The following is a 14,740-nucleotide window of genomic DNA, read 5'->3' on the forward strand; positions in this document are numbered from 1 at the left end:
GAGAGATAACTTAAAAGTTGTGGTTATTTCTTGGAGAAGAAGTCTTCTAAGCTTATCACTTTCTTCTTCTTAGGCTTTTCTTTTGCTTTTTTCTCCTGCTTTTTGGTCTCTTTCCTTTCCTCATTTGATTTGAAGTTCTCCAAGAGCCCACCAGATTTAACGTGACCAGTCCTTGCCTTAACCATTTTCTGGCAAATATCGTTTGGATTCACCAAGAGTGTGAGCTGTGTCTCAGGGAATAGGTACTCAAAGAGAGAATCTATGTCTCTCTCAGTGAGGCATATCCTCTGTCTTGTATAGTCCTTAACGTTATATTCGGTAACGAGCATCTTAGCCGTTCCAAGGTACTTCTCTATTGCACCTTTGCTGACAGTTAGAACTATCTTCCCCCCACATACGGGACACTTGCCACCCATAGGGGGCCTTCTAAACTTCGTGTTGCACTTAACACACCTAAACTCCTGCCTCGTGAAGCTCCTCAAGTTACCTCTCAAATCTGGAATTAAGTGAGAGTTGAGGATCGTTTCAGCTACATAGTGTTCATCTACCGCTCTTATTCTCTTAGCAACCTCCAACTGCCTCCTAACTTTCTCCTCCATGTCTCCCAACTGTTTGTACAGGCTGAGCTTGGGGCCTAAAGCTATGTCATCCGTGTCGTGGGTAAACTTTATCCCGTAGTACATTTCGGGCTTTCCTAGTCTATCTTCAACTCTTTCTATAACACCAACTAGCTCTTTTGGCGATTTAAGCTCGTAAGTTGCCTCATAGAATTCGATGGGATAGTAGCGGACTATATCCATATTGTGTACTTCGCTGTCAACTTCCCTGGGGTCTAGACGAGTAGTAATTACAAGTGGAGCATCCATCTTTCCTCCTCTCTTCTCTGGGAGGTAGTAGCGGGAGAAGTTGAGGAGGGCATCTAGGAGTAGCATAACAGAATCCTCATCTCCGTCACAATTTGCAGTAGTAATATTATTACTAATTACTACAGTATGATATTTTGATGCACTTAGCGAGTACACGAAATCCTCGGGTGGCTCCACATATTGAACCTTAGACACCTTAAGGAGGCTAACATCTCCAACTTGAATGTCCGACAATTCAGCTTCAAAAATAGGTATCAAATCACCCTCCCTAACCTCAAACGCCCTCTTCTTCACGAACTTTCCATCCTCATACACCAAAACGAGGTGATCGGGAGTAGTTTCAAAGCTCCTCCCGAGTTCCAGCTCAAACCTTATCAGGTGATCCGTCGCTGGAGCCTTTATAACGTCCTCAATGTCCGTCAGAACAACTTTTCCAGTTTCGGGATCGAGGGAATAAACCTTGATGTCGGCCTTAGGTTTCCTCTTAACGTACACCATGTTCTCATAACTCTCCCCATCGAAGAGCTCATACAACTCCTTCAAGGTTATCCTCGCTGGCTTTCCGTTTATCTGCACAAGTATTGTTGTGTCCCCAGGGAAGCAGTTTCTCCTCTTTGCGGCGTGGAAGTAGGGATGAGCGTAGCCAACTAAAGCGTCGACGAAGCCTATTATCCTACCCACAATTCCCGCGGAGGTGTGTGGGGCCAGACCTATGACGAGGTGGCCAATTAAGTCCTCCATCTTCTCGGCGTTGTAGAACCTCGGCAGACCATAGAACTTCTCAAGTAGGTCATCAACAAACCTAGCAACCTTCAGCAGGTACTTGCCGGCCTCCTTGGAGAGAATTATATCCTGGGGCTTGAGCTCGACTATCTGCTCTTCGCTAACTAGCGGCTTCCCCTCAAAGTCGTGGGTGTAACCGAGCTCCCTAAGCTTCTCAACACTGACACCTATTTCCCTGGGCCTGAAGTGAGTTATTGGAGCATCTGTAGCATCGAACCTTATCGTTCCATCCTTGAACACGTAGACATCATTCTTAGCTCTCAACAAACCTTTCTCGAGTGGCTCGGCCATCTTCCAGCCTGATGTCATTCCCATGACGCCTTTCAGCTTGTCAATTCCGTAAACTTTCACGTTCTCCATAGCCCTGTTTAACAGCTCAGAAGGCTTGATCTTCCTCTTTGCGAAAGGTCTAAGCTTAATGTTGCACTTTGGACACGTGTAATCATAACCCTGGGCTTGACTCTCCGGATATTCGGCGTTACACTTAGGACAGACCCATATCAGTTCTTTCCTAGTTCCGCAGTTTGGACAGAGGTGCTCGGGGCCAGTATGGCCACACTTTGGACACTTGAAAAATGCTATCTCAACTTCAGCAGTTTTACCTTCCTCGGCGGCCTTCTTTATATCTCTTGAAGAACCCCCAGCGAGGCCAATCGGAAATAGAACTTGAACAGGGGGTTTCATCTTTCTCTCCTTAGCCTTTTCGGGCCTCCCCATTCTTGCCCCAATCCAACTTATTCCCCTGTCCCTAAGCTTAATCTGGTTGTTCTCATTTATTATGTCAATTACCGTGAAGAGAGGCTTAGCCTTGAACTCCCACTCCAAATTACCTAAAGGAGTTAGCAGGGCTGCAGCCCAGGGATAATCTACTATTACCTTGCCTTCCTTAACGATGTGTGGAAGGCCTAAGAGCTCAAGGTACCTCTTTGCATAGCCAAGAACTTCCAGGGATATTTCAACCCTTCTCGCAAACTTTATCCCCCTAAAGCTGTCCCATTCAATTTCAGCATTCCCTTTGAGGATCCTCCAGAGCTCCTCAACTTCATGTGGCTTTAAAGTGTTCCAGTAGAGGGTGTAGTAAGGGTGGAGAGGTATCTCAAGTATCTCAGAGAAGTGAATGGCAAGCTCGACAGGCGGCTTAACCCTTAGGGGGTCGTACAACATCTTTGCAAGGAAGTCTGGATCAACCTCCAAGTATTCTGATGCTTCCTCGACAGCATCCCTTGGATTCTCTTCAAATGGTTTTAGTTCAACCTCATAAACCTCATTAACTGCCTTAACGAACTCCTGAATCCACCACTCTTCAACGTAGTTTGCTGGTAGTAAGGTTTGATTGTTCTCGACGAAGTCTCCAAAGGCTATTATAGCGTCGCCCAAGTAAAGGATCTCCTCAACTTGATCCCTAATCTTAAGGGCCAGCTGATAATCATCAACCCTGAGGACGCTACCGTCCTTCAGCTTCACTATTGGCCCCTCAGCCGTAGTTGCAGGAGTCACAACCGCTCCCTTTCCCGGCCTTTCGGTTTTCATCTGCGTTCCTATCGCAAGGAACTCGTCAACGAGGATCATCGTTGCCGGATTTATGCTCCAAGTGGCAAAACCGCTAACCCTGCTCCTCCCATAACGTAACCTAAAGCCACCATTTGCCGAGGGTTGTGAGAATAAGGGTCTTCCACCGATTATCTCCTTGGCGTACTTATCGCTCGGAGCTATCTCAGCTCTAAACCTCTCGTAGAGCTCGTAGTAGAAGCCCTTCTCAACCTTAACTTTAACTTCCTCAACGGCAGTTTCCTGGGCCTTCTCCTCCTTTTCCTCCTCTTTTGATTCACCTTTCTCCTTAGCCTCAACAAACTCTTTGAGCCAGTCCCACCCTTCAATGCCCATCTTATCTATGTACTTGACGAGCTTCTTGGCCTTCTGGAGAACACCCTCAGCCAGAACGAGAATGGCTCCACCCCTCAGCTGGTTCGTCTCAACCCCAGGAACATCCCTGTGAGAAACCTCAACGTCATCCGTAGCTTCGCCTGTAATCTCTATAGGAATGTTCTTCATTGCCAGCCTAACTTCCTCTGGGGAGGGATGGTACTGCAACCTAGTTACAGCCCTGTGGTAAAGGTCAACTTCCTCAACCATCCTCTCTATGTGCTTTTCACTCGGCTTAAACCTGTCTAAGCCAAGCTTCCTCCTGACATAGTCACCAACGAGGACGCTCAAAGCCTGAGCGGTTCCACCGGAACTCCTTATGGGGCCAGCGTAGTACAAAGCCAGATACTCACTATTATCAGCCCAAGTGTTCCTCTTTATTTTAACATCAGCTATCCCTTCTATAGGAGCTGAAACTATTCCCTCGGTAAGTATCGCTAAAGCAGTCCTCACGGCCTGTTCAGCGTACTTCTCCTTACTCCCGAAGTCCCCAAATTTCCCCTCAATTATCTCGTCAACTATCTTCAATGCCGCAATCTCCTTACCATACTCCTTAACGAGCTCCCTAATTCTCTCAGCAACGCCAGGGGGACCAACTAAGCTCTCAACTCTCCCAGCCATGTCGGTGGCTTGTGGTATCTCCACGTCAGTTGAGGGATCCTTACCCTGGGCCCTCGCCTTCTTCGCTATCTCATAGGCCCTATCGATCTCACGCTGAAGCATCTCGAAGTACTCCTTCATTTCCTGTGGAAGATCCATCAGCACCACCTGCTAAAGTCAAGAACTTTCACAACCTTCGCACTCTCAACATCTACAACGGGAACCTTTCCTGGGGTGGGGACTATGTTCACCATCTTCTGGAACTCGGTCTGTGCCTGCCAAGTCGCGGAGTTAACGAGTTGAATCCCCCTGTAAACCACGGCATCATACACGTGAACGTGGCCCATCTGAACCAAATCCGGAACTTCCTCTATAACGAGCAGATCTTCAGGGTCTGGAGCTATGGGAACCTTTCCGCCGAAGGTTGGAGCAAGATGCCTCATCTTCAGCAATTCAACCATCGGCAGGCCCGGCTTGTGATGGGTTAGCCCAGGGACGAAAGAAACTACATCCTCAATTCCCCTCCCGTGGGCTATTAGGAAGTCCCTGCCGTGTAGCCTTATCACCGCAGGATTGCTTATGATTACAGCGTTCTTTAGTTTGTAGATAGGTTTAGCATACTCCTCGTAAAACTCTGGTTGAGGTATCGCGGGCCTTGCGGCATCGTGGTTTCCTGGGCCGATAAACATTGTTATGTGCTTGGGAACGTTTGCGAGGAGGTTTGCCAAGGCCTCGTACTGGTCGAATATATCAGGGATTATGAGGTCTGAGTACTGGCCAGGGTAAACACCTATGCCATCCACAACGTCACCGGCTATTATGAGGTACTTGACCCTACTAACTATTTCCTCCTCTTCCTTGGTTTCAACGTAACCATTCAGCCACTCCAAGAACTTCATGAAGGCCTTCTCACAGAACTCCTTGCTACCAACGTGGATATCGCTTATGAGTATGGCATAGACCTTCTCTTCCAGTGGAGGTTTCTGCTTCCTGTAGAGCGGGACATCCGGGAGGTAGAATTTATTAGCGAAGAATATGCCCTTCTTTGAATAGAATCCCTTGAATGCAACGACTGCATCTGGGAGAACTTTAAAGGCATCGCGGTAGTCTTCAGAGTCTTTGGGCAGGAACACCTTAACTCTTCCAGTTTGATCCTCAATCTCAAATATCAAACCTTTGTTCGTCTCTCTTTTGTCGTTGACGAGGCCTATTATAGTTACCTCCTCATCCCCCTTAACGTACCTCAACTTAGCTATATCCACCACGGTCTTTATTTCCGGATTTTCCCTGAGTATCCTCCTCAACTTTTTTAGCCTACTCCTGAAGAGGGAGGCGTAGGCCTCCACTATTATCTCGCCCTCTTTTCCGTTAGCATTCTTGGCCTTTGGAGGCTTCAGCTTCACGTGCCTCACGTCGAATTTAACCTCATAGTCGGGCTCTATTTGAGCATATGTAAAGTTGGGATTTGGCTCAATGGTGAAGCCTTCATAAATAGAATACTCCTTCTTCTCGGTTATTTCTTCTGGACCATAGACCATGGGGAGGCCGTATTTTGTGAGCACAACAGTTTCACCGTTATTATTCTCCTCCCCATTTCCATTAGAAAGGAGCTCTTGCTGCTCTTCAATTACACCAAAAACGTCTTCAGGAACTTCAAATTCTTGGGCCTCATTTCCAGTGGAAATAGAACTCTCCCTTTCAGAAATTTCCTCTATGATACCCTCTTCTGAGACAACAGAGGATGATGACGACAGTGTTTCACTAGAGGTTCCAGTGGAAATATAACTCTCCCCGGCTGAAACATTTTCTTCAGCCATTTTAACTTCTTCTACGATTTCAGCCGAGAATTGTTCTTTTTCTTGAGTTCCCTCAGTAATTATTTGTTCCTCATGAGATTCAGGTGTTGTCTGCTCGATTTTTCCAGTGGAAATGTAACCCACCTTTTCTTCCACTGGAGCCTCGAGACCCCTCACCTTCAAGAACTCACTCGCAATTGCATCATCAATTATGAAAGTCCCCCGAGACTTTGCAAACTTTATCAGTTCCGCTAACGAGAACTCTCCCCGCCTAAAATGCTCGACGAGGATGTAATAGGCTGCAGGGGTTAAGAGGTAATTGTTCTTAATTAGGCTCCTAACAAACTCATCCATCAAACCAGCCTCCGCTGCTCGCTTTTAAGAGAAATTGCCAAGAGGGGCTGTATTGTGTAGTCGTACCTAAACACATTCCTTATCTTATATGGAGTAACGTTGAGCCTTATCTCTTTTGTCCTACCGTACCTCCCCTTACTTACGACTTTCGCATTAATTATGCCGAGCATGTCAAGCTCGTTTATGAGATCGCTTATCCTCCTCTGGGTGAGGGGCTCGAGGTCTATGTACTCGCACAGATCCCTGTAAACGGAATAAACTTCACCCGTATTCGCCGGCAAATCCCCATTCTCATCCAGAAGGACTATTGCATACAAGAGAACCTTGGACTGGAGAGGCAGAGTTTTTATTACCTCCTCCATCATGTCCTGCTCTATCTTCTCCTGGGCCTTCCATACGTGGCTCTCGGTTACCTTATCAGCACCTTCCCTTTCAGCGATCTCCCCAGCCACCCTCAACAGGTCAAGGGCCTTTCTAGCGTCCCCATGCTCTCTCGCGGCTAAAGCAGCACATAATGGGATTACACCCTCGTCTAGAACCCCAGGATAAAAGGCCTCTTCAGCCCTCTGCATGAGGATATCCCTAAGCTGATTGGCATCGTACGGCGGGAAGACGACCTCCTCCTCGCTCAAGCTCGAGAGAACCCTTGGGTCAAGGTACTCCTTGAACTTCAGGTCGTTTGATATCCCTATAACGCTAACCTTAGCCCTCTTAAGCTCGGTGTTTATCCTCGTTAGGGAGTAGAGAACTTCATCTCCGCTCTTCTTCACGAGCTTATCTATCTCGTCAAGGACTATTATCACGAACCTCTCCTTCATGTCTATTACCTGCTTGAGCTTCGCGTAGACCTCATCTGTAGGCCATCCAACTAAGGGGACTTCTATCCCCGTTTCGTGCTTGAAGTGGTTAACGATGTTGGCGAGAACTCTGTAATGGGTGTCAGTAATTTCACAGTTGATGTAGATAACATCCACGGGAATGTTGTACTTCTTAGATATCTTCTTCAACTCCTCAGTGACGAACTTTACCGTTACAGTCTTTCCGGTTCCGGTCTTGCCATACACGAAGATATTTGAGGGAGTTTCACCCCTTAGGACAGGAACCAAGATTTGAGCAAGGGTCTCTATCTGCTCGTGCCTGTGGGGTAGATCCTTGGGAGTATAGCTATGCCTAAGCACCTCCTTGTTCTTGAATATTTTCCTTGCCTTGAGCAACTTCTCAAAGAGCTTATCAAGGTGCAACTGCTCACCTCTGTCCATCAATGACCCTCCATTGGAAATTATGCTTTTTTAATGACATGTCCTTTATTTCCAGTGGAAATGAAACTCATTTTGTTAACTGACTTTAAATAAGCGTGACATTAAGGTATGATTTTCAAGTGGAATCATCACACTAGGGACATCATTTCCACAGGAAGCACACGAACCAGTGGAAAGCAACGGTTATCTTTCACTCAGAGTTTTTATGCTTTGCTTATACATGATGATGTCAAAATTAATATTGAAATATTTCTCATATGAAAAGCTTTCACAAGAAATTCCTTAGAACCCCCAAGATGCTCCACGAGACATGGTTTACAAAGACCAATGCACACAAAAATTTCCTGTGGAAATCCAATGAACAAATTTGCACATAAAAATTTAGGCGTTATTAACCATTTTTGTCCAATTTTGTTAAGCATATTCGATTAAAAGTTCAGCTAAAGTTAAACGGAAGTGAAACCCCCCAGAGTTTCATTTCCACTGGAACTCGCGGGCAAACACCTAGAATAATTAAATTTTTATCCAGTACAAACACTCTCCCATATTAGCTCGATTTCCTATTTAAATAATTTTCTCTGAACATTTTATAAGTGAAATCATGCTTTTCATGAAAAAATAAATAGTTTAAATGTTCAAAAATGTGCATTAAATGAACAAACGTTTGTTGACAAACGTAAAGATAACACGGGTCATATATTGTAAGTTTGTAAATATCTGAGCCCTCAAGAAAATTTTTGTTGGGTACTTCCCCAGAGAAGTTCCAGTGGAAATGAAACTCTGGGGGTTTTAAGATAAAAATAGAAACGTTCAGACAAAGGCCGTCTTTAAGACGTCAGCACATCCGCACTTCCTCTCCTCAGGTATCTTTGGAATTGCCTTCCTGAGGAGCCTCTGCACCTTTTCTTCATTCTCTTTCATAACCCTAAGAACTTCCTGAGCATCTACCGGCTTCTCAGCCCAAACGTCGTAGTCGGTGACAGTTGAAATGTTAACGTAGCACATCCCTAACTCTCTCGCGAGGTTTACCTCTGGAACGAGGGTCATCCCTATGACGTCAGCAAACTGCCTGAACATCCTTGATTCTGCCCTCGTTGAGAACCTTGGTCCTTCAATGCATATGTACGTTCCCTTTTCGTGCACTGGTAGGTTTAGCTCCTTTGCCGTCTCTATGAATATCCTCCTGAGTTCTGGGCAGAAGGGATCGGCCATGCTTATATGAGCAACCTTTGGGCCGTTGTAGAAGGTGTACTCCCTCTTCTTCGTGAAGTCTATGAACTGGTCAATTATCACGATGTCCCCAGGCTTGTACTCCTCCTTAAGGGAGCCGACTGCATTAATTCCTATTACCCTCTTAACCCCGAGTTCCTTGAGGGCCCATATGTTTGCGCGGTAGGGAACTTCATGTGGGGGGAACTCGTGGTACTTCCCGTGCCTTGGGATGAATGCAACTTCAACTCCCTCTATCTCCCCTATTTCCACTGGAGCTGAAGGCCTTCCATATGGGGTGTGCACCTTCACGGTTTCCTTGGGCTCGAAGACTCCATAAACACCAGAACCGCCTATTATTCCTACCTTGGGCATGGCAACCACCGTTTAGATTGATCTCATTGTGCATATAAGAGTTGCTTTTCCAGTGGAAATTGGGGAGCCCTTTTAGAATTTCACCTCTGTCAGACTTATAAAGGATTTCTCAGAGGTAAGAGTTTTGCCAATATAGTTAGCTAGGCAAGTAAAGTTAGATATTATAAACATCCCTATCTTGAAGTTCGAGAATTGCTTTTCTCAGTGGTTTTTCGGGGATTTGATAAATTCCTCTCTTTGGTTTTATTAGTAAGCCCCCATCGACGAGGTTCCTCAGCACGCTTTTTGCCCTCCTCTCTGAGATCCCAGTAAGCGAGGTAACCTCTGCAAGTATCTCCTCAGTGGTAACGCCAAAAGAAGGCCCTTTTGCAACCTTTTTTAGTGCAACAACATATGCAGGGGACTTATAAATCCTGATAAAGTTTCTAACATCCAGCTTCCACAACTTCACAGCATATTCTACTGTTGCAAGTAGTGCTTTATCATGGGGCTCTCCATTAACCCTGAGCCTGCCGTAATAGGCCAAAAAGCCGGGAACGTTTGAAAGCTCTGTTGCAGCCTCAACTAGTTCATCCTCGGTGTATCCTATTTTCGCAAGCCCTCTCTTGAGGTACTCTACACTCTCCTCAAGCTTCCACCGTGAAACGTGTATCTTCTCGACATACCTCGCAAAGAAGGGTTTATCTTCGCTTGGGTTCAGTATCCTTTCAAGTAGTCCGGGCATCGAGCCAGAAAGAACTACCGTTACATTCTCGAATCCATCAGAAATTGTTTGGAGCATGCCGAGCATGTTTAAAGGCGCAAATCGGGGAAGCACTTGGGCTTCATCGAATATAATGACGACCTTCTCTCCCCTTTTATTTAGGAACCTGAGTAAATTAAGGAATGCATTTTGAAATTCTACAACTTTCCTGGGCCTTATGTCCATCCTAACTATTCCGAGGCTTAGCGTTGCAGAGTAGTCAAGGTCTTCTTCAGAGATGTTACTCATGACTGGTACGAGCTCCGTGTAGCTTATCGCCTCCTGACCCATTCCAAATGCCAGATCATAATAGAGGTACTTGTATTTTGAACCGTACTTATTAAGGAAGACATTTATTACGCTTGTTTTCCCAACCCTTCTCGGACCAAGAATTGCGGCAAAGTCCCCCTCCTCTACAGCTTTGTTAAGCTTTCTTACCGCTTCCCTATGTCTCCTCCCAAACAGGTCTTTCTCATTTCTTATAGGTCTCGTGCTGAACAAAGTGAACACCCCATCACTAGTGATGGGGCGACATTTTAAAACTTTCTGTAAACAATGAATATATGCTTCATGGGTTTCTTTCCTAGTACCTTGGTCCATATCTTTGAATAGTTCATTAATTCTCTCGCTTACTGTCCTTTGGGTGGCTGTGGTTTACATTGTCATTTCAAGGAAAGCTCCTCTATGAACTCTTTTGCCCTGAGTATTTTGACCTTTCTTCCATTAAAGCTGTACGTTTTAGTTTTCCTGTCCCTTATCTGGATGATATGCTTTGTGTTTTCTGAGATAATGTACTCAGCGTTGGCGGAATACGCAACGTCGAAAAATTTTGCATCATCTGGATCCTTTAGCTTTTCAAGAAATTCGTGATTATTGGAAAACTTGGGCTTTGGACTGATAATAGTGCTTTTCCTCTTTACCAAGGTAAGTATCTGGAGGGCCAGAAGTTCCTTTTCTGTTCCTCCAGCTATCTCCATGAGAACTCGGCTCATCTCTTCGTATATATCCCTGCTGAGGTAATTCTCTACTTTCCCTGTAACGAGGGCCCTTAAAATTCTCCACGCTGGAGAACGTTGAGGATTTCTAGATTTAAGCGCACTAACCAAGATAGATGTATCAAGGACTACTCTTATTGCCATTTAAATCACTCCAACATGCTTTAGCTTGTTCTCGATCCTCTTGAATTTCCTGATATTTCTCCTTGCTTCAATCAAAAGTTCCTCTGTACTCTTGTGAATTTCAGGAGTGCTTTCGGCCTCCTTAACTGCAAGCTCAAAAAGATCCTCTGGTGATAGATCCTCTGTAGATTTTTCAAGCTCTTCAAGTTTCTTATCCCATTCCTTCCTTTTTCTCAACTCTTCAAAGAACCATATTATGTCTTCTGGCCTCTCATGGATCTTCTTTGCTAGTTGGACTATCCACTCACTCACTGCCTCTTGTGTCTCCCGCCTTTGAAAAAGCCTAATAACCTTTTCAACGTCAGATGCCACGAGCTTACCCCTCAATTGCACTATTTAAAAAGAGATATAAAATTGTTTCTTGTTCCAAAGTTCCTGAAATATGCTGGTTTGATATTTTTCTGTCAGTCTAAGCTAATCATTTATATCTTGCTAGCAAGTCAACATAGCATTTCAAAAGCTTGTGAAGATCGAGAGGGCTGGTCCTATGTTGGGATCGATACAGGTTGGGGCAATGCTAAATCCATTAGCTTTTTCATTAAGATTGCGTAAGCTATTTATTCCAAAAAAATACCTTAAAGAGAATTAGGTGAAAAATGCCAACCGAAATTACTATGGAGGATCTTCCAGCGAGATGATAGCTAGAATGAATAAGCGAGAATTAAATAAGCTAATTAGAGAACTTATTCTTGAGTCTGAAGCTTCAGTTTGAAGTTAGCCGTGGTTTTGATGTTTCCTTAGCTCCAAAAGAAAACAAATCCAAGAAATCTGTGAGATAATAGAAGAAAAGTAGAACTTTAGGTCTTGAGTACATTAATTATTATGGGAATATCCGAAGTCATGGTTTCATACCACGTGGGAGGCCATAGTTATTTAAGGTTGGCCCAGCTTTTTATGAGGTTAAGTTTGTCTTTAGAAAAGGCCTTGTTCATTTTTTTGGCGGCTTTTCGGTAGATAGGGAGGGGCATTTCATAGTATGTTATGTTCTTTGTCTTATGTTCTTTAAGAATACCTTGGTCGAGTAGCGTTTGAATGAGATTATCTGTAAGTTTCTCATTAAGTTTTATTGGGCTATTTTTTTATTTTTGAAGCAGTGAACAATAGTGGCTTGCCATTTTTTCTTCACTCATCACTTTGTAAGCTCTTGCTATTTTTCGTGAGAGTGTATCAGAAATTTTTATCTTGATGCCGTCTGCGAGGGTCTTAGCAACGGCAAACATGGCAATATGTTGGAGCTCCTCTTTGGCAATTTCAATCATGTTTATTTCAAGTTTGCTTTTCTCTGAGAATATTTCTCCAACTTTATTAATCTTTTGGCAGTATTTTAATAACGCCCTTGGTATTCCACTAATTTCCATTATGGCACCTTTAACAAGTTCCTTAAATTCATCATCTTTGAGTTTCTGCTTAGAGATAACCCCTTTTTGTGCGAGACACATTAAAAGCAACTCTGTTGACTTTTCGGGAGAAAGTGGAGAGACATTAATAACTTTCACTTCTCCAAGGAAAGCTTGTTTTAGAGCTTTCATTTCAAATAAGTTTGTTGCACTTGCAACTGATCCGCTAATAATAAACCAAGGCATTTCTTTTGGATCTTCAAGGGTTTGGATAACTGTTCTTAAAATCTTTGCAAATTTCGTTATTAGAGGTCCTAAGCATTGTACCTCATCAAAAAAGATCCTTGTCTTAGGTTTTAAAGACAGGAGAACATCCTCCAGTGTTAAACTTTCACACATTTTTCTGACGGTGGTTTTTTGATATCCTTTTATAAGTTTTGAAAAAAGTCCTGGAATTACCTTGAATGCTCCTCCAATTTCCCCCTCAGTTCTTGTGGATTCAATAATTTGAATAACCTTTCCATAAAGAGGAGAGGAATGTTTAATTAAATTATGAGTTAGTGCTTGTGTGCAGATTTTTGTGGCAATTTCTTGAAACACTTTATTCTCGGTTTCGTAATTAATGTTTGTTTTTTCTTCAAGTCCAAATTTTTCAAGGTCTATCTAAATTTGTGTGTTGGGATCAATGCTATTAAGGGCCTTGTATAGATCATTAAATTCTTTATCTCGGCCAATAAGACACTCCTTTTTGTAGCTGAATTTATTGAGAGAATAATCACATGCACTTGCCATAATGTCACCTGGGGTAATGACCCACCTTAGTATTATTTAAAGATTTTAGCCTCTAATGTTAACTAAATATCAAATTTCCAAAAAATTTTTGGGATAACATTCAAAAATTATTAAAAAATTTGATAATTTTACATTGATTTTTACTACTTTGAAACCGGAATTTTTGGGGAATTATCTTAACGTATTTAACGGAATAACTCAAGAGTTTATTAGTTCGGGCCATATTATGTTGTTATAATGGCTTCTCCATAGAAATGGTCGGTAGGACAGCTTATATAAAAGCATACCTCAGCGAGTGGTCTAAGTTTTCAGATGCTATTTTTGATATTTGGTGAAATGTCAAAAATTTATTAACAATTAATACATAACGACGACAAAGTAGGGGAGCTACTTGAGTTCCTGTAGAATGAGGAATAATTTAACGATGTGGAATGATGTATTTCGAGTTTGAGGGCTTGATTGAATATTTCTCCTTCCTAAGGACTTGAGCTTCCTCTCACCAACCTTCAATCCAGAAATTGGCTGGGTGTCTTGTAAACCTCTGAAAATGCTTTCCTTGATTCAGAGACTATCATCCTCAACCTTTCAGACATGTCTTGGAGATCTTTTATTTCCTTTCCTTCTTTTGACAACATCTCATCGAGATTATCTTTCACTGAAAGCTTCCTTACCAAAATTGAAAAATTTGGGATATTTACTTTATATTCCCCTATGTAAGCCTGTAGAATAGCCCTATCAAAATTTGACAACGAATCAATATTGTATTCCTCTGTATCTTGAAATGGTTCTATTCCAAGCAATCTTCTGGGCCAGCTTCTCATATGACGGCCCCAAGTCCTCGAATATCTGCTATATTTAGGAGAAAATCTATACTGGTAATCTTCCATAAAATTTATGCTGTTTTCTTTAAATATGATAATTCAGCTTTTTCTTAGAATTCCTGAGGAAGATGTGGACTTGTCTATTGCCAATAATTATCACGAGAAGATCAAAAAAGTTGATGAAGACCTCTTCCTGATAAAAGTTCGGGATACTCCTAAGAAGATAATTGAACTTCTTGAAAGACCGTTGGATTTCAAGATTACCTTGCCGGAACTCGAGGGAGTGAAACATTTAATCGAAACTTACGAGGATCTATTTATCTTTTTGAAAGATTACATTGACGCTAAGGTTAAAAACGAGCATTCTCGGGGGAGACTCTCCATTCTGGGAATATTACAATCCGAGATGGGACAACCAATGTGGAATTCGAAACAAGATGTTCGCGAAATATCTCAAGGATCTCGGACTTGAAGTCCGGATGATTGGAGGCATATTTTTGACTAATCTCGATAAAACCCCGAGAAGTGTGGAGGCGACTCACGCATGGGTTGAGGTTAAAATAAATGACAAATGGGTTGAACTGGATGCTTCGGGAAAACCTGTATCCCACTTGCTGCGTCGTTCGACTGAACTCTCTTGAGAGGTGGGATAGATTCGAGAGATTACTGGCTGAAAGGGAAAGTTTTCGCGGAGATACTGTAAAA

General features: G+C 43.2%; 11 protein-coding genes. 2 read left to right on the forward strand and 9 right to left on the reverse strand.

Annotated features, from left to right (window positions below; genetic code table 11):
- Positions 1-23 precede the first annotated feature (23 nt).
- The 9 genes from P8X24_RS07155 to P8X24_RS07195 all read right to left on the reverse strand — a co-directional run bounded on the left by P8X24_RS07155 (position 24) and on the right by P8X24_RS07195 (position 14,035).
- On the reverse strand, positions 24-4,331 hold the full coding sequence (locus P8X24_RS07155; protein ID WP_372914889.1) for a DNA-directed DNA polymerase II large subunit: 4,308 nt from the start codon (positions 4,329-4,331) through the stop codon (positions 24-26).
- Positions 4,331-6,322, reverse strand: coding sequence for a DNA-directed DNA polymerase II small subunit (locus tag P8X24_RS07160; protein ID WP_372914891.1), 1,992 nt, complete (start codon positions 6,320-6,322; stop codon positions 4,331-4,333). The genes P8X24_RS07155 and P8X24_RS07160 overlap by 1 nt, the downstream gene beginning before the upstream one ends.
- Positions 6,322-7,581, reverse strand: a complete 1,260-nt coding sequence (locus P8X24_RS07165; protein ID WP_372914893.1) for an ORC1-type DNA replication protein — start codon at positions 7,579-7,581, stop codon at positions 6,322-6,324. The genes P8X24_RS07160 and P8X24_RS07165 overlap by 1 nt, the downstream gene beginning before the upstream one ends.
- Positions 7,582-8,391: 810 nt before the next feature.
- Positions 8,392-9,165 (reverse strand): S-methyl-5'-thioadenosine phosphorylase, encoded by a 774-nt coding sequence (locus P8X24_RS07170; RefSeq protein WP_372915334.1) that lies wholly within the window; start codon positions 9,163-9,165, stop codon positions 8,392-8,394.
- Between the two features lie 154 nt (positions 9,166-9,319).
- Positions 9,320-10,408, reverse strand: coding sequence for an AAA family ATPase (locus tag P8X24_RS07175; protein ID WP_372914895.1), 1,089 nt, complete (start codon positions 10,406-10,408; stop codon positions 9,320-9,322).
- 161 nt (positions 10,409-10,569) lie between these two features.
- Positions 10,570-11,046, reverse strand: coding sequence for a putative toxin-antitoxin system toxin component, PIN family (locus tag P8X24_RS07180; protein ID WP_372914897.1), 477 nt, complete (start codon positions 11,044-11,046; stop codon positions 10,570-10,572).
- A complete protein-coding gene (locus P8X24_RS07185) occupies positions 11,047-11,397 on the reverse strand; it encodes a hypothetical protein (protein ID WP_372838904.1) in 351 nt (116 codons plus the stop codon).
- Positions 11,398-12,164: 767 nt separating this feature from the next.
- The gene (locus P8X24_RS07190; RefSeq protein ID WP_372914899.1) at positions 12,165-13,022 is read right to left on the reverse strand and encodes a hypothetical protein; all 858 of its coding nucleotides are present in this window, start codon (positions 13,020-13,022) and stop codon (positions 12,165-12,167) included.
- A gap of 698 nt (positions 13,023-13,720) precedes the next feature.
- Positions 13,721-14,035, reverse strand: a complete 315-nt coding sequence (locus P8X24_RS07195) for a hypothetical protein (RefSeq protein ID WP_372914901.1) — start codon at positions 14,033-14,035, stop codon at positions 13,721-13,723.
- A 91-nt stretch (positions 14,036-14,126) separates the two neighbouring features.
- Between P8X24_RS07195 and P8X24_RS07200 the strand changes: the two genes are divergently transcribed.
- The gene (locus P8X24_RS07200; protein WP_372915358.1) at positions 14,127-14,507 is read left to right on the forward strand and encodes a hypothetical protein; all 381 of its coding nucleotides are present in this window, start codon (positions 14,127-14,129) and stop codon (positions 14,505-14,507) included.
- Complete coding sequence (locus P8X24_RS07205; protein WP_372915336.1) at positions 14,473-14,676, forward strand: transglutaminase domain-containing protein; 204 nt, start codon at positions 14,473-14,475, stop codon at positions 14,674-14,676. The genes P8X24_RS07200 and P8X24_RS07205 overlap by 35 nt, the downstream gene beginning before the upstream one ends.
- The last annotated feature ends 64 nt before the right edge of the window (positions 14,677-14,740 follow it).

This window comes from Pyrococcus kukulkanii, assembly GCF_041647995.1.
GTDB lineage: Archaea > Methanobacteriota_B > Thermococci > Thermococcales > Thermococcaceae > Pyrococcus.